The 16,194-nt window shown below is 52.3% G+C and carries 11 protein-coding genes; all 11 read right to left on the bottom strand.

Annotated features, from left to right (window positions below):
• The gene (locus KJW29_RS05825) at positions 1 to 1,011 is read right to left on the bottom strand and encodes a Gfo/Idh/MocA family protein (RefSeq protein ID WP_343222744.1); all 1,011 of its coding nucleotides are present in this window, start codon (positions 1,009 to 1,011) and stop codon (positions 1 to 3) included.
• Positions 1,012 to 1,037: 26 nt separating this feature from the next.
• On the bottom strand, positions 1,038 to 1,679 hold the full coding sequence (locus tag KJW29_RS05820; protein ID WP_214629086.1) for a D-sedoheptulose-7-phosphate isomerase: 642 nt from the start codon (positions 1,677 to 1,679) through the stop codon (positions 1,038 to 1,040).
• A gap of 126 nt (positions 1,680 to 1,805) precedes the next feature.
• A complete protein-coding gene (locus KJW29_RS05815) occupies positions 1,806 to 2,678 on the bottom strand; it encodes a carbohydrate ABC transporter permease (RefSeq protein WP_087567614.1) in 873 nt (290 codons plus the stop codon).
• Positions 2,679 to 2,713: 35 nt separating this feature from the next.
• Entirely contained in the window at positions 2,714 to 3,646 is a 933-nt protein-coding gene (locus tag KJW29_RS05810) for an ABC transporter permease (protein WP_214629085.1), read from the bottom strand.
• Positions 3,647 to 3,666: 20 nt separating this feature from the next.
• Entirely contained in the window at positions 3,667 to 5,322 is a 1,656-nt protein-coding gene (locus KJW29_RS05805; protein WP_214629084.1) for an extracellular solute-binding protein, read from the bottom strand.
• 148 nt (positions 5,323 to 5,470) lie between these two features.
• Positions 5,471 to 7,810: a helix-turn-helix domain-containing protein gene (locus KJW29_RS05800; protein ID WP_214629083.1), complete on the bottom strand. Its 2,340-nt coding sequence runs from the start codon at positions 7,808 to 7,810 to the stop codon at positions 5,471 to 5,473.
• A 235-nt stretch (positions 7,811 to 8,045) separates the two neighbouring features.
• Positions 8,046 to 10,355 (bottom strand): DUF4962 domain-containing protein, encoded by a 2,310-nt coding sequence (locus tag KJW29_RS05795; RefSeq protein WP_246608807.1) that lies wholly within the window; start codon positions 10,353 to 10,355, stop codon positions 8,046 to 8,048.
• A gap of 2 nt (positions 10,356 to 10,357) precedes the next feature.
• Positions 10,358 to 12,499, bottom strand: a complete 2,142-nt coding sequence (locus KJW29_RS05790) for a heparinase II/III domain-containing protein (RefSeq protein ID WP_214629082.1) — start codon at positions 12,497 to 12,499, stop codon at positions 10,358 to 10,360.
• Complete coding sequence (locus tag KJW29_RS05785; protein WP_214629081.1) at positions 12,496 to 13,263, bottom strand: SDR family NAD(P)-dependent oxidoreductase; 768 nt, start codon at positions 13,261 to 13,263, stop codon at positions 12,496 to 12,498. The genes KJW29_RS05790 and KJW29_RS05785 overlap by 4 nt, the downstream gene beginning before the upstream one ends.
• Before the next feature lie 17 nt (positions 13,264 to 13,280).
• Positions 13,281 to 15,116 carry a sensor histidine kinase gene (locus KJW29_RS05780; protein ID WP_214629080.1) on the bottom strand — a complete coding sequence of 612 codons (1,836 nt, stop codon included), beginning with the start codon at positions 15,114 to 15,116 and terminating at the stop codon, positions 13,281 to 13,283.
• A complete protein-coding gene (locus tag KJW29_RS05775) occupies positions 15,116 to 16,156 on the bottom strand; it encodes a response regulator transcription factor (RefSeq protein WP_214629079.1) in 1,041 nt (346 codons plus the stop codon). Before KJW29_RS05775 ends, KJW29_RS05780 begins: the two co-directional genes overlap by 1 nt.
• Between the last annotated feature and the right edge of the window lie 38 nt (positions 16,157 to 16,194).

The following is a 16,194-nucleotide window of genomic DNA, read 5'->3' as shown; positions in this document are numbered from 1 at the left end:
TTAGTCAGCTCTAATCCCTCCCGCCAAGGCGTCGGAAGGATATTGCAAACCCCAATCGGCCCGCAAACGATCCATCGTCCGCATAATCGCAAGCGATTCCGCAAGCGGCATAATGTCGCTCTCCAGCTTGCCGGCCTTGACGCAGCGCATTGCTTCGTTCGCCTCGTGCAAGGAGCCTCTCAGCTCCAAGGTATCGACGAAATTTTCCACGCAGCGTCCATGCAGGGTCAAAGTCGCAGACTTGGCCCGCCAAAAGTCGGGAATACGAATTTCGCCTTCGGAGCCCAGAATGACCGCCTCGTGTTTCGATTTCAAGCGGTGACCGGCCATAATGGAGGCCATTTGCCCATTGTCGTAGCCGAACAAAGCCGTAAAGACTTCGTCTACCCCGGTTGTGCCGATCTTGACCAGACTTTGTATAGTATCGGGCTCTCGTCCCAGCACCATCGATGCAAAGGAAACGCAATATACGCCTACGTCAAGAAGCGTACCGCCGCCCAGTGCCGGATCGAACAGTCTGCTGGAAGGATCCCACGCCGCCATATTGCCGAAGCGGAGATCGACCAAGCCGATATCCCCGATCACTCCGCTCGCCAGCCACTCTCTCACTTTGGCAATCGCCGGCAAATACCGCGTCCACATCGCCTCCATCAAAAACACTCCGTTAGCCCGGGCCACATCGATCATCTCTTGCAGCTCTGCCGCGTTCATCGTAATCGCTTTTTCGCAAAGAACCGCCTTGCCCGCCCGCAGACATGACAACGCATCCTCCTTGTGCATCGGATGGGGCGTCCCGATATACACAATGTCTACTTCCGGGTCGCGGGCCAGTTCCGCGTAGCTGCCGTAGGCGCGTTCGATTCCGTGCTTCGACGCAAACGCCTCCGCGCGCTTTAGCGAGCGCGAACCGACCGCAACGATATGAGCTTCAGGGGCAAATCTTAGTTCGCCGGCAAATGTATCCGAAATTTTACCCGGGCCGAGAATTCCCCATTTTACTGTTTTATCCATCTCCATCCCCCTGACGTTTTAATTGTTCAATCCTGAAGAAAAAAATAATCTTCCAGCATTATGCAAAGCGCATGATAGATCGGCAAATGCCGTTCCTGCACGTCCGGCGTTATGTCCCATGGCACCTTAATGGCAATATCGCACAGGTCGGACATCTTGCCTCCGCTTCGTCCCGTTAATCCGATCGTCGTCAGCTTACGGACTTTGGCCGTTTGCAGCGCCCGAATGACATTGGCGGAATTGCCCGAAGTACTGATGCCCAGCAACACGTCCCCCGGCTGCCCGTATCCGTATACCTGCTGGGCATATACCATATCGGCTGCCACGTCATTAGCGTAGGCGCTCGCCAAGGCGGAAGATCCGTTTAGAGAAATGGCGGGCAAGGCGCCTTGCAAATGATCGCTCAAATAGTCGCCTTCCTCCGGAAATTGCGCCGCGAACGTCGACCGTACTTTTTCCGGCAAAGGTCGTTTCGACATAAATCCCTTCATAAGCTCACCGACGATATGATCGCAATCGGATGCGCTGCCTCCGTTGCCGCACAGCAAAAGCTTGCCGCCTGCCCGATAGCTTGCCGCGATAGTGTCGGCGGCAGCGGCGATATCCGCCTCGCATTCCGCCAATTCAGGATATTTACTTATTAATTGGATTAATGCATAACGACTCATTTAACCCGTCCCCCCCGTTAATTTTGATCAGTATTTTCATGAATAATAATATTATAACTTATTCATTAAGTTAACTGGATTATAGCAGATGGGCCGCTTTGTTGTCTATGGGGTGCACGGTTGTGGTTATCCCTTTACGGCGCCAAGCATCGCACCCTGTACGAAAAAGCGCTGAACGAACGGATATACGGCCAATACGGGCAATATGGCAATAAATACGACCGCGTATTTCACGTTAAGCGCCATCACGGACATGCCTTCGCTGGTCCCCATCTCCGTAACCTGTGCGGCGAGCTCGCCCTGGATGACGATATTCCGCACAATAATTTGCAGCGGGTACAGACTTTTTTCGTTCAGGTAGATAAGCGCCGGGAAAAAGCTGTTCCAATGGGCTACCGTATAAAAAATAAAGATCGTCGCTATGACCGGCATGGACAAAGGCAAAATAATTTGCAGGAGCGTACGCGCCTCCCCGGCGCCGTCCACAATCGCCGATTCATGAAGCTCATCCGGAATATTTTCGAAAAAGGTTCTCATTAAAATCAGATTAAAAACACTGATGGCTGTCGGCAAAACGATCGCCCATATCGTGTTGACCATGTTCAGCGAATGGACCACCATATATCTTGGAATCAAACCTCCGTCAAAAAACATCGTAAAGATCACAAAAAAGGCAATGATCCCCTTGCCGTACAAGTGCTTCCGCGAGAGCGGATAGGCGCACATGATCGTCAGCGTCAAATTAATGAGAACGCCGAGAGAGGTATACAACAGCGTGTTTGCGTAAGAGCGTAAAATCATAGGGTCGTTTAATACGATTTCATAGGCCTTCCAGGTCAAATCCACGGGAAACAGATACACCTCTCCACGCTGAACGGCCAGACCGGAGCTGACCGAAACAATTCCCATGTAATAGATCGGATAAAATATAACAACTATTATAAGCAGCATCAGCAGGACGTTTAAGTAATCGAACCATCCCATTTTCCGTTTCAGCATGTCGTCCCTCCGTTATGGACTTTTTGAACTACCTCTTAAAATAATCTTGTTCCGTTTATTTTTTTGGAGAGTTGATTGGCAGAAACGATCAGAATCAACGAGATGACGGACTGGAATATGCCTACCGCCGCCGCAAAGCTAAGGTCGGCGTCGATCAGTCCCCTGCGGTATACGTAGGTTTGGATCACGTCAGCCGTTTCGTAGGTAGGACCGCTGTAAAGCAGCAATATTTTCTCGAAGCCCACCGATAGCATTTGTCCAATGGACAATAGCAACATTATCGTAGCAACGGCGGAGATGCCGGGAAGAGTAATGTGCCTGATCTTGTGCCAGCGGTTCGCGCCGTCGATCGTCGCCGCTTCATAAAGACCGGGGTCGATGGCAGTCAAGGCTGCCAAATAAACGATGGAGCTCCAGCCCAAACCTTGCCAGATTTCGGAGCCGATAAAAATGGTACGGAACCAATCCGCCTGGGACAGAAACGTTTGCGCCGAGCCGCCGAACCAGGTAATGATTTCATTGATCAGTCCCGATACGGACAAGAAGTTGACCAGCATGCCCGCGACAACAACGGTAGACAAAAAGTGAGGCACATATGCAACGGTCTGGATGACGCGTTTGAACTTGCTCCCAATGAGCTCATTAACCAATATGGCAAAAATAATCGGAGCAGGAAAATAAAAAATAAGCGAATACAGATTAAGCAGCAAGGTGTTTCTAACGACCTTCCAGAAATACGGCTCAAACAGAAACTGTTCAAAATATTCGAAGCCGGCCCAGGGGCTGCCGAGCAGCCCCTTTCTGATCGAAAAATCCTGGAAAGCCATCAGATTGCCCAGCATCGGAGCATAATGAAAAACGAGAAAATACGAAATCGGCAAAACAAGCATGGCGTACAGAAACTTGCTTTTGTTCAGCTTTCTGCTGACCTGCAGCCAACCGCTAGTCGAAGCGCGCTCTGATGACATTCGGATCGACCTCCAGACTTTTACTTCGCTCTAGCCAGCGCGGTGTTATAAATTTCTACAATCCTTTCGGCGCCATTGCTGCGGCACTGCTCCAGGAAACTGTCCCACTCGTCCAGGCCGTTTTTGGTCATAATGAATTTATCCATGGTTTGCGTCAAATACGCATCAAGCTTCGTTCTCAGCTTTTTCAGTTCTTCGCGCTCTTCTTGCGTAAAGGACGGGTCGTAAGGCATTCTAAACGCCAGGCCGTCTTCAACCGCTTGAATGTTTTTGCGTGTCCATTCCTGCATCAATTCCGGCTGGCTGTTCAAGTCGTAAGTTGCGTCGTTATGCAGGGACAATCCCAAATAACCGGTACCAAGCTCGCTATCCTTTGCCAAATAAGGATTTGGAGCATCGAGGAACTTGCTGAAAAATGAATCGTTGATCTTAAATTCGCCGCTCTCCATCGTATAGTGCTCGGATTCGATTCCCCATGAAGTCAGTTTGACGCCTTCATCGGAGTACAACCAATCCATAAACTCGACGACTCTCTCCGGATTCTTCACGTCGGCGCTGATTGCATACGATTCGGACAAATGATCCAACTGGTACAGCTCGCCCCGTTTGACGCCGTTGCCGTCTCCGCCTTCCAGCATCGGCAGCAAATCAAATCTGGCGTCGGGATCCTTCTCCTGAAGCGCCTTGTTGAAATTAACGCCAAACCCGGTGTTGTCTTGATAATAAAAGGATTGTCCCGAGCTCAGCTTCTCCTGCCAAATTTGCGAGGTTGCCGTCGTGTAGTCCGGATCAAGCAAGTTGTTCTCGTACAGCTTGCGCAAGTAGGCAATGGCCTCTTTAAACGCTTCCGAGAAAGGCCCGAAGCGATATTCTCCCGCATGCGGATCGTAATAAACCTTGGCGCCGTTTACATTGGTATAACCGCTGCCAAAACCAAAGGCGATGGGGTTAATCAAGTTTTCCGTACCGCTCAAGCCGTTTGCCGCGCGGCTGGCAAAAGGGTATGAGGACGGATATTCGCTTTTCAGCGCCTTTAACACTTCGTACAGCTCCTCATAGGTTGCAGGTACCTCCAGATTATGTTTTTCCAGAAGATCAACCCGAATGACCGGCACTTGACCGGATTGCGAAGCAGCCAGCTTTTGTACAAGCGGGAAGCCGAACAGCTTGCCGTCGATTTTATTTTTGTTGATCTCCGGTTTCTCTTCTAGCACCTTGCTGAAATTAGGCATTCGATCCAAATAAGGCGTAAGATCCAGGAAGATGCCCGAATCGGCAAAGTTGGACAAATCGTCCTGCTTTACCAACATAATATCCGGAGCATTATTTGTTGCGATCAACGTTTTTTTCTTGTCTTCGTAATTACTTTGCGGAACACTTTGCAGCGAGATGGTTACATTCGTTAAACGCGCAATCTCTTTAATAATCGTAGCGTCTTCCGGGAGCGCCTGATTCGGGTGCTCATAACGCATCCAGGTAAGCGTTAACGGCTCGGGCTCGGCCCCATTGCCGGAATCGTTCGACGCGCCGCCCGTTTCCTGAGGTTTTGCCGATGGCTCGTCTGAACCGGCATTTCCGCCGGAGCAGGCAGCCGTGAGTCCCATCGTCAAAATGACGCACATTGCGAGCAATACCCGGCTTTTGTTCCTTTTCAATCCTGTCGCATTGAAATTCATGTTTCGACCTCCGTTTTTTGTTGGTTTGGTTTACGAGCCTAGTGTAAGCCGGGATGTCTCTATGCCGAAAGAGCCAAAAGGGAGCATTGTGCTCCATTTCGGCTCCTAGTCGTTGACGATTCATTTTTCCACGTGACCAAAAAGGCCACTAATCGTGTTTTTGCCCGGCAGGACGGGCATTTCGGTAATCCGTTGGCGATAGACCTTCATGTTTTTTAAAGACGCGGAGAAATGTCGTTCGGCTGTTGATTCCGACTTGCTCCGCTATATCCGTGATTTTCATATCGGTGTTGACCAGCAGTTGCTTCGCCTTGTCCATCCGAAAGCCATTGATATAATCGGAAATCGTGACGCCCGTCGATTCCTTGAACAAACGCGATATATATTTTGCCGAAAGCCCGATTTCATCCGCGATCGTCTCGAGGTAGATATCTTTGGCAAAGTGCAGTTCAATATATTGCGTGATCGAGGCGACAACCGCTTCGGTCTTACGATTTTCTATTTTCCCTGCTTCGGACTCGTCGATAATTCGCATATAAAACTCAAGAAGGAGGCCTACCCGCTCCTCCAGCTCATTGTTAAGCAAAGGACCGCCGAGCGCCGTTTCTTCGCTGAGCGACAGCAGCTTCTGACGGATCATCTGCTTTTCGTTTAAATACCGGATGCCGGTGTTCATCAGCTCTACAAGCAGCATGCCCATATACTTATAGGCGACATTGCGGCTTACGTTCATTTCGATCAAGTCCCGTACTTCCGCCTCCAGTTGCTCCCGGTTGCCCGCGCGCAGCACATTGACTATTTTTTTCTGGTCGGGGAACGAGTAGTAATAGGTGCCTTCGATCCTGATATCTACCGCGTCCACGATCTGAATGGACGAATCCCCGTCGATCCGGTTAATGACGGTAAGCGCGTCGTTATAGGATTTGCCCAGATCATGCACGGAATCGTACACCTTGCCAAGTCCGATTGTCAGCTCGCAATAAACCATGTCGTAGGCGAACGTGTTTTTTATATTGTCCAGCGCCCTGTTAAGCTGCGCACGGTCTTCCTGCGATTGAAGCTGGATCAGACAAACGTAAAAGTTCTGTTCGTGCTTAACCGTATAACAGGTCACATATTGACGCATGATCCCCCAAAGCACGTTTTTAAGTTTATCCTGGATAAGCGCCCTTTCCGGCTTTTTAATTTCGCTGTTAAAGCGCTCTTTGTATTGGAACATAAAGCAGCAGCACAAGTATCTTCCTCCCTGAAAACCGATTTTGTCCAGCATCTGTCTGGTCGTCCCCAGTTGAGCCGCCGGATTTCCGTTAATCAGCGTATTGAAAAAATGATCCAGCAGCTCGTTGGAATATTGATTCAACTGATTGACCGCTTCATTGTTTTGGTTCATAAGCTGATAGATTCGATTGCCGATCATCTTTAATTCGTCATTGGAGCGGCGTTCGTAAACAGCCTTATCTTGAAGCTCGTTGCGGGTCAAAATATTGTGGATATTCCGTATCGGATTATATAAATGCACGCTGAAGACGAACGAAAAAAATATGCCGATGATCATCAGGCTGATGCATATCCAAATAAGCAAATCAAGAATTCGCTGCGATTCATGACTGAACGAAGCAACGGGCGTAATGGAATAATAGTCCCAGCCGAGGTCCTCCGAGCCTGTCAGGATCACCAGCGAACGTTTACCGTTCACGGTTAGAAATTCCGCTTGCCCGGGCTCCGTGACCTCCTGCCGGATAAGGTCGATGGAAGCGTCGTCAACACGATCGTTGATAATCGAATCCTTGTATTGATCGAGCACCAGATAATCCGTCGAGTTATAGATGGAATGACTGCGCAAATTTTGCTCAACCGCCCTGAGCGACAGGCTCGTCACCATCGTCGCCAATTCGCCGTTAATGTAACGCGTCGTCACGCTGGGAATGACCCGCTTCCCCGTGTTCCCGTAATTTTTCATGACGGTAGCCGGCAATAGCTTGAAGAAGTCGCTTTTCTCCAATTGTTCCGACCAATAACCAGTGTCGTATTCGCTGCTGCGATAAAACTTTTCGAAAAATATCGGGAAGTCGATGACTCCGTCGCCAGTGTATACCTTATCCTTGTCAATATACAGAAATATGCTTTCGATAAACGAGCTGTACGTATTCTGGTGCGCGCCAACCGCCCGGACAATCAATTGCATATTCATCTTGCCGGTATCGCCCAGCTCCGAGTATGGCCGCAAATGCTGTTGGATAATGTCCCCGATCAGCAAATTGTTAATTGTGGAATGAGCCATGCCCAAATGCAGATCGATCGTTTGTATCGACGAAACCAGATTGTTCGCCAGCTTCTGGGACACATCCCTTTCGGCAAGTCCCTTGACGTCGTTGTAAACAAAGGAGCCGATAATGACAATCGGCACTAACAGAGAGAGAAAACATAATAAAATCTTTATAAACAACTTATTGGTGAAAGCGAGCCCGTGCGTCCGAATTCCATTCACTCTTCCCGCTCCCTCCGCAAGACGGATTTCCCCGCTTTTCCGCCCTTATAATTTAGTCATTAAATTAATTAAGAAAACGACCGCCTTGAAGTTTAATATCCTTATATTCGCTTATTTCAGCCGTAAATTCAACAAAAAATCTCTTGTCCATTAGCGGAGGGGCGTTAGACGCAAAACAAGGTCCAAGCCTGAAAGCTTGAACCTTGTTTGTGTTTTACACGAGAAGAGATCATAGTCAATATCCTTTGGCTACCTCGATCATTCGAGTGATGCCGGTCTCATTAGTGAAGTAAAGATGTACGCCATGCCCTTGGTCATCCATTATGCTCGAAACGAAATTGGTGTCGCCTTTCTTCCTCGGTACGAGCAGCGTAACGAGCCGATGGCTCTCTGCCTCCGGGGTCTCGGCATGCAGATGCCACTGCTTCGGCTGACCTTCGTATTCGGCCGGATCCACGTCCGTGAACTCGTCATGCTGCGTGAGCACCGGATGACCCGAGGAGCAATAAACGAATCGGACATCCATATCCGCCTTCTTTCCCCTCACAAGAAATGAAGCTCTCGACAGCTCCATCTCATAGAGTGTATGCATCAGCCACTCTATTCTCCCCTTCCGCTCCAGATCGACATAATCGACAATAACGATATACGATTGGTCGAACCAATAGATCTCTCGAACGAATCGCTTCAGATAAGGGACATTCTCCTTGTAGGCTGCCGTGGCGTCGCTTCGGCTGTAACCGTAACCCGCGCTGGAACGAACCTCCTCCACGACGCCGGACGCCGCTTTGCATAACACCTTGTTGTCGCCGGCGTATTGGCCATGACCATCGATTAGTATACTATTCGTCGATCGGGTCTGCCGCCGCCAATGCTTATGCATCGTGCTGCCGAAGGCGACATAATAACCGCTCTCGATAACCAGCGGCTCTCCGTACGCATGCAGCAAGAAGGCGTTCTGATCGCCATGGCTATGGCTGATGGAGCCGTAGCCGCTGCTCTTCGTCAGCAGCATAAGATGCTCCGCGGGATCGTCCATCCGATCATGCATCGCGACCCAGCCGATATCCCGGAACCACTTCACAGGTTCTATAACACCGTTTTCCGGAAGGATCGGCTCCACCGCAGGATAGTCGTGCAGATACTGTAGATTGTCGAATCGGAAGTCCCACCAGCCGTAGTTATAAAATTTTGAATCGGGATCGGGATCATTATGTTTGGTTTGCTCATAAAACCATTGATACAGACCATTGCCCGTCACTCCGGCGAACTGCCGGATATTGTAGCCCGTCTTCAAAATCGGAGGTTCGCCCAGCGAAGACTGATCGCCAAAGCTTGCCCGCACGGTATCCGGACTGGCGCAATAAAGCGGGAAGTCGCCCGTCCGCGCAAAGAAAGGCCGTTTGTACAGATCTATGCCGCTGTAGCTTTTAATGAGATTAAGCGCATCCGTCACAAATGCCATGCCGGTCGTCCAATACATCGGACCCTCCGCCCAGCCTCCATCCTCTCCCCCCCATGGGGAGTAAAGGCAAGAGAAATAGTCCAGAGCGTAATCCAGCCACTCCGCCGCTTCCGGCACTTCGTGAAGCAACGCGATGCAGGCGGGGACAAGCACGGAGGACAAGGACCGGACCGCATGGCTGTCGAACGGCACCCGATGAATCTTCGACCTGTCGATCACATGAAAGGCGACCTGACGCGTGCGCGCAAGCAGCGCCTCCCGAACCAGCCGCAGCTCTTCCTCCGTCATCTCGTCGTACAGCCAATCGTACCCCCAAGCCAATGCTCCTGCCACGCGAAACGCCGCTTCGTCGTTGTAATCCCGCGATGTCGTCCCTTCGGCATCCCACAATGCGGCATGGAGCAGCCACTGCTTTGCACGGGCCAATAGAACATCATCCTGCAAGATAACTCCGGCAACGCTAAGATGGCGTATGGCGTAAAATATTTCCTGACAGTCGATGTACATCTTGCGCCACAGATGCGCGACACGTTTGTTGCCTGGGTAGGGTGAGGGCTCCGGGATAAGGTCCCGCGTAAGCCAAGGCTTCACTGAACCTTCGTAGAACGTATCCCAGCCGCAGTATGCGGCATCCTCTGTGATTCGGGATCTAAGAGCAGCGACCCTGTCCGAACTTAGCCATAATCTTGGATGCGCGCCTCCAGTATGCGCGTATCTGACCGATCGTGCAGGCAACGGCGTCTCCGGCAGGCCTGATTCCACTGTAAATGATCGGACCTTGCTCCAACTGCTCGCTCTCTCGCCTCCATCGGAGTCTTGAGCCAGAGCATAACGCCAATAATAAGTGCCGGTAGACAGCGGCGCATCCGGCGTGAACAGATTGTATGGAATAGGATGAAATTGGTTCGTCTCACGGTCCGCGAATTCAGGCGAAGAGGATAGCTGGAGGACGTACGTTCCGCCTTCCGCAAGAGCCGGCATCCAGGTGAAACGAGGCGGATTCTCCAGCAGCTTCGTTCCTTCTTGCGGCGAATACGGCACCGACAATACGCCGCTCTGCGGCTCGAACAGCTTGATCAGGTTCAAATGTCCTTCTCCCCTTCCTTTAATCCATTCTCCGAAAGCTCATACGTCCGGCAACCGGTTTCCGTAGTTACGACAAGCACACGATTTCCGCTGTCGGAGCCGTTGTTGTTGCTGCTCCACCGGATCGCAGCCGGTTCGGCGCCGGCGCGATAGACGGCTACCAAGTCAATGGCTGTGCCAACATGACGCACCAGAACACCGTTCATGGGCACGCTGGGATCCGTCGCAACGCCGGGCGACTCCACCTGCCACAACGTTGATCCCGACGGAAACAGCAGCGAGATGGAGGCCGTACGATCTACTTGCTGCCTCGTGCGACAATCTTCGCTCATCCTTGCATCCGCGCTGTTGCCGGTTAGTCGTATGCGGAATGAAGCGTATTTGTATTCATCGATTCCGCTCGCCGCTTCTGAACGAAGCTTGCCGATCCCTTTTATATACTGGTAACCGTCTCTATCGCCTAAGGAGACAGACTGCTCCATTCGCTTCCAATGGCTCTCTTCCCCCGCAGCCTCCGGCTCCCCAAGGAAGTGAAACCACCAGTCCAACTCCCCCTCTTCTTGCAGTCTCACCTGCATCCAATCAATCACATAATCCGAGACGACCGCTACATGACGCTTCAACTCCGCGCCTTCATAGGCGTCGTCTGCAGCCATGCTAATGAATGCACCTTCCCGGTCATGGGCGCTGTAGCTCAGACAGCGACCCTCAGTCTCGTTCTGCGATCTCCGATTCACGCTGACGGTATTATGGCATGGCGTGGATGGATACCAACCCTTTTTAAGCTCGGAGCCGTACGGAACGGTTCCAGGGTCGGGAGACAGCGGCAAACCCGCCAAGTTTAACATGAGATTAAGTTTGTCGTAATGCCCGTGGGAGCCGCCATGCGGTCCATAATCGACAAGAGTGCTCAGCAGGTTATCGGGATGCCTCATTACGGCGAAGCCGCTGTCCGGCAGCAGACAGGAACGTCCTCCCGACTCATTAACCTCAGCTTTATTTGGGAGAACGGAATCAGGACCCCAAGGATATCCGTAAAGCATGTATTCAAGCCCGTCTCGCTGTCCGCTCTCGGGATTTAACTCCTTATAATAGAAGGCAAGAATTCGTTTGTAGTCCGGCTTGCGATATTTTGTATATCCGATTTCGAAAATTTCGACGATTTCGCGGCTATATGGAGCTCTCCCGTACGGCCCGTCATGCAGAGCAGGCAGCCACCCCCGTTCGTCGGCAAGTTTCGTCAGAACCGCCAGCATCCCTTCCATGCTCCGCGCGCCTTGCCCGCGATACGCATAGAGATCGATGCCGAATCTGGCCGCCATCTCCGCGGCTATCATATACGCTCGCAACACGAACACATGATAATAGACGCTGCCTTCGAACTCCAGCCCGTCGGACTGGATGGCAATCTCCAGATGGTGGAGCAGTCCGCCTTTCCTCTCCAGTAAAGAACGCAGCTTCTCCTCGTCGCCGCTTGCGGCGTAAACGCAGCATAAGGCCGCATTCAACCATGCCGTATAGTTATTCTCCGGCTGATTCCTCTCCACGGTCAAAACATGATGGTATTGCTCCATGCTGCTTCCGAGCATATCCAGAAATTTGTTAAAATCGTCTTGCGCCGTCTCCACATCCAGGCCATTGTCCTTGAGCAGCACATAGGCTCGCAGCAGCGTCGTTGCCCAGATCGCTTCCGTCAGCGCCTGATGGAAGGCGCGTCCCTTGAGCATCCAGGGCTGAGCGTCCGGATGGACGGGATATAGCGGGAACTGTCTCGCATAAGCGACAATGATTCCCTTGCCGTACTCGCCGTACCGGCGTTCGCCCGTTGCCGCGAATACGGCAGAGGCTTGCAACGCGAACCTTGCCATCGCCTGGTGCCGAAAGACGAGCCACGCTCCATGGTAAGGCTCGCCCTCCAGCACGCAGCCGTAGGGACATTCATAACGCCCATCGTCTTCCTTGAGCTCATCGAACAGCAGCTCCGTATGATGCACCGGACAGACGTATTGATGCCACCAGCCGCCAGGCTCTGTCGGAATTTCCGGGTTGGCCTCCATAATGGCATCCAGCTCGGAGACAAGCCGACCCAGCGTGTCGTCCTTTTTCCCTTCTCGCAGAGACATCTTCGGCGCGCTCATCGCATAAACATTCCGCCGTTGATCTCGATCGTCTCGCCAGTTACGTAGGCGGACAGCTCGGAGACGAGATACAGCACGGCGCCGGCGACGTCGCCCGGCGTTCCTTCCCTGCGCAGCGGTATGCCCTGCACCGTCGCTTGTCTCGCGGCATCCGGCGTAAACGTAGCGTGGAAGGCCGTTCCTCCAATAAAGCCCGGCGATATCGCGTTGACAAGAATGCCGTCGCTCGCCGTCTCCTTCGCAAGTCCCTTCGTATAGGAAAGCACTGCCGCTTTGCTTGCCGCGTAGATAGATGCGCCGGGTCCGCCGCCGTTATGGGCGGCAACGGATGTCATATTGACGATTCTGCCGCCGCCGCTTGCCTTCATGCCGGGAAGAACGGCTTTGCTGACGAATACGGTGCTCTTAAGATTGACGTCCATCACTTTGCCGTACAGCTCCTCCGTCATCTCGGCATTTGACAGCCGCTGCACGAGATGGCCGGCATTGTTGACCAAAATGTCAATGGAACCTCCGAATGCGTTCTCGATCTCGGACACCAACCGGCCGATAGCCGCAATATCCGTCACATCGGCCTGAAATGCACGCGCCTTCCCGCCTAGCGCCTCGATCTCGGCCACCGTCTCAGCCGCGCCCTGTTCGCTGCTCAAGTAATTGACCGCTACCTTTGCTCCGTGTTTGGCCAGCTCCACGGCCACGCCTCTGCCGATTCCGCCGCTTGCCCCGGTTACCAATGCAATTTTGCCTGTCAAATCCATGTTCATGTTCCATTCTCCTCCCGTTATCTCCCGTTGTTAAGCTCGCGAGGCATCACCATCGTAATGACGGTGCCTTGACCTAACGTGCTGTCGATCTCAATGCCATAATCGTCTCCATAAACCATCTGGATTCTGCGATGTACGTTCAGAATGCCGATGCCGCCGCGTCTTCTGGTCTGCAGCGGTTCGTCATCGTCAGCCAACCGATTCTCCTTCAGCCGCTGCCGCAGCTTCGCCAGCCGTTTCCCGGTCATCCCTTCCCCGTTATCCTCTACCGTTACAAGCAATCGATCGGACTCCAGTCGCGCATCGATGCGGATGGCATGCTGCGGCTCGATTCCGTTCGGGAAAGCATGCTGAAACACGTTTTCCACGACAGGCTGCATCGTCAGACGCACCATTCTCTCGAGTAGCAGCGATGGCTCCAGCGCAACCTCCAGCTCAAATTCTCTTCCGATTCGATGCTTGAGTATAATCAAATAATTTCTGACATGATTGAGCTCGTTGACAATGGTGCTCTCCTCCAGATTGGTCTGGACGGAATAACGCAGCATAAACGCCATCGCCTCTACGATCTCCGATATATCGTCGGAATCCTGTACGATCGCGTAACAATTGATCGTCTCCAGCGTGTTGTACAGGAAGTGCGGATTAATCTGCAGCTGCAGCGCCTGGAATTCAGCCTTTTGGCGCTCCAGCTGGATATCCTGAAGCTCCAGCTGCGCCTTCTGTCCCTTTAGCTCCGCGTCATACACCCGTTCGATCATCTCCGAGAGGCGGCCGACCATCAGATTAAAGCTATGGACGAGGCCGCCGACTTCATCTTCCCGACGCTTTACCTGCACCGTCTGCCAATTGCCCTTCTCCGTCTCGCGCATGCCGTTCATGAGCGTGCGTATGGGCTTTACGATAGACCGACCGAAACGCAGCGCGAGAAATAATGCAATCGCCAGTGTCAGCAGGCCGACTCCGATCGTTGTTGTGCGAATCGCCGAGATCGGCGCGCGCAGCTCTTTTAAAGGCATAGCTATTGCCAGACTCCAGCCGGAGTAGTCCGACCTTCGGGAGACGATCATTTTCTCCTCCCCGCCTACGTCCGCTATAAATCTCTCTTCTCCGCCGTTTACGATCCGTCCGGGAGTGGCCGTCGTCAGCAAATGTTTCATCGGCTCCGTATCCGGCGCGTAGACGACCTCGCCCTGGCTGTCCAGAATAAAGAAGAACCCGTTTTCGCCGAGATCCATCTGCTTCCATAATTGAGTCAACTGCTCCTCGTGGAATTCGATGGCGAGCACGCCCTTAATATTGTAAGAGGAATACCCTCTAATTTTGCGGGTCACCGTAATGACCTTTCCGGAATCCTTCTCCAGCAGACTCGTGCTTAAGATCGAGATTCGGCCGTTGTCCTCCGTCTTCTCGTTCAGCTCCCGCAACCGCTCCGACGTATCGACGCTATGGGACGAAAAACCTTGATTGCCGTCAAAGATGGAACGCCCGTGATACCCCAAAATATAAATCATATTGATTTGGGTCGGGTACGTAATATGAATTTTGTTGAATATATCTTTCCGAATCTCGTTCGTGAACTCGTAATACGCGTAGCTGTCCCCTGGCGTCATATCCAGAAACTTCTTCACTTGCTGCTGCGACAAAATGGAATCCGTCACGCGCTCGAACGTCTGCAGCTGGTTGTCCGTCTGCATGGACGCGCTGTTAATGACCGTCGTCAAATATTTCTCCACCTGCTCGTCGATCGCCCTGGACGATTCCACGTACGAGAAAATGCCCACCATGGACATCGAGAACAGAATAAGCACAAAAAAATAAAAAAACAGCTGCTTCGATAAGCTTTTGCGCATCAGTCGATCCCCAGCATGTCGCGGTATTCGGATGGCGTGCAACCCGTCATCCTCTTAAACGTCTTTGTAAAATGGGGGTGATCCGCATATCCGACCTCGTGCGAGATGTCCGTAATCTTGTAGTGGGGCAGCGCCAGCAGCTTCTTGGCTCGCTCCATCCTGCGCTTGATCCGGTATTGCACAAATGTCTCGTCGGTCATCTGCTTAAACAACTGGCTGAAATAGGATGGATTGAGGCCGAGACGATCCGCTACGTCCTCCAGCGTCAGCTCCTTGGACAAATTCTGCTCAATGTATTGTTTCACTTCCTCGACGGGATCCTTCACGTTGCCGCGTCGCTTGCCGCGAATCAGCTTCATCACATCGTCCAGCTCTGCCCCCATCCAGCGGAAGCTGGAATCCAGTCCGGGCTCCGCTTCTTCCGGCCCAGCCGGCTCCGGGAAGTTGTACACATCGCGTTTGTTCAGGTTTTTGACCAGCTTGAGCATGACTTCATACAGCATGTCGCGCAGTTGAACGGCCGAGATTGACTGCTCCTCGCAATATTGCCTTATGCGCCCCGCGGCGACCGATCGGGCCGACTCGTCCAGATGCCATACCGCTTCCTCCAACTGTTCAATCCATGCTTCCTGCTCCGCCATCGGGATAAAGCCGATGGAACGTTTGGCGGCCATCCCGGCAATCAGCTTGCCGATCGTCTCAGCCACGCCGTGGCGCGTAACCGGCTTCAAAATATATTCCTTCACGCCATACGAGACGCATTTCTGCGCGTATTCGAAGTCGCTGTAGCCCGAGACGACGACAACGTCGATTGAACTGTCGTTTTCGCGTATATGCTTGCACAGCTCCAACCCGTCCATTCGGGGCATCCGTATATCGGTAAATACAAAATCCGGTCTGTTCGCCTGGATTCGATCGAGCGCGTCGGCTCCGTTCTCCGCCGTCTCCACGATAACCTCTGCTGAGGCGGTCTGGGAGATAAGCTTCTCCAATCCTTTGCGAATCATGGGCTCGTCGTCCACAACCAGGATACGATACATGGAACATCCCCTCTTTTCTGCTTAGTATGCTTTCGCGA

It is taken from the genome of Paenibacillus agaridevorans (assembly GCF_018604145.1).
In the GTDB taxonomy this organism is placed as follows: domain Bacteria; phylum Bacillota; class Bacilli; order Paenibacillales; family Paenibacillaceae; genus Pristimantibacillus; species Pristimantibacillus agaridevorans.
The sequence above is the reverse complement of the archived record's forward strand: the minus strand, read 5'-3'. Positions and strand labels throughout refer to the sequence as shown.

Excerpts from the sequence above, each read along its gene's own strand:
- KJW29_RS05825 (WP_343222744.1), bottom strand. The coding sequence starts at position 1,011 with ATGGATAAAACAGTAAAATGGGGAATTCTCGGCCCGGGTAAAATTTCG.
- KJW29_RS05820 (WP_214629086.1), bottom strand. The coding sequence starts at position 1,679 with ATGAGTCGTTATGCATTAATCCAATTAATAAGTAAATATCCTGAATTG.
- KJW29_RS05815 (WP_087567614.1), bottom strand. The coding sequence starts at position 2,678 with ATGCTGAAACGGAAAATGGGATGGTTCGATTACTTAAACGTCCTGCTG.
- KJW29_RS05810 (WP_214629085.1), bottom strand. The coding sequence starts at position 3,646 with ATGTCATCAGAGCGCGCTTCGACTAGCGGTTGGCTGCAGGTCAGCAGA.
- KJW29_RS05805 (WP_214629084.1), bottom strand. The coding sequence starts at position 5,322 with ATGAATTTCAATGCGACAGGATTGAAAAGGAACAAAAGCCGGGTATTG.
- KJW29_RS05790 (WP_214629082.1), bottom strand. The coding sequence starts at position 12,499 with ATGAGCGCGCCGAAGATGTCTCTGCGAGAAGGGAAAAAGGACGACACG.
- KJW29_RS05785 (WP_214629081.1), bottom strand. The coding sequence starts at position 13,263 with ATGAACATGGATTTGACAGGCAAAATTGCATTGGTAACCGGGGCAAGC.
- KJW29_RS05780 (WP_214629080.1), bottom strand. The coding sequence starts at position 15,116 with ATGCGCAAAAGCTTATCGAAGCAGCTGTTTTTTTATTTTTTTGTGCTT.
- KJW29_RS05775 (WP_214629079.1), bottom strand. The coding sequence starts at position 16,156 with ATGTATCGTATCCTGGTTGTGGACGACGAGCCCATGATTCGCAAAGGA.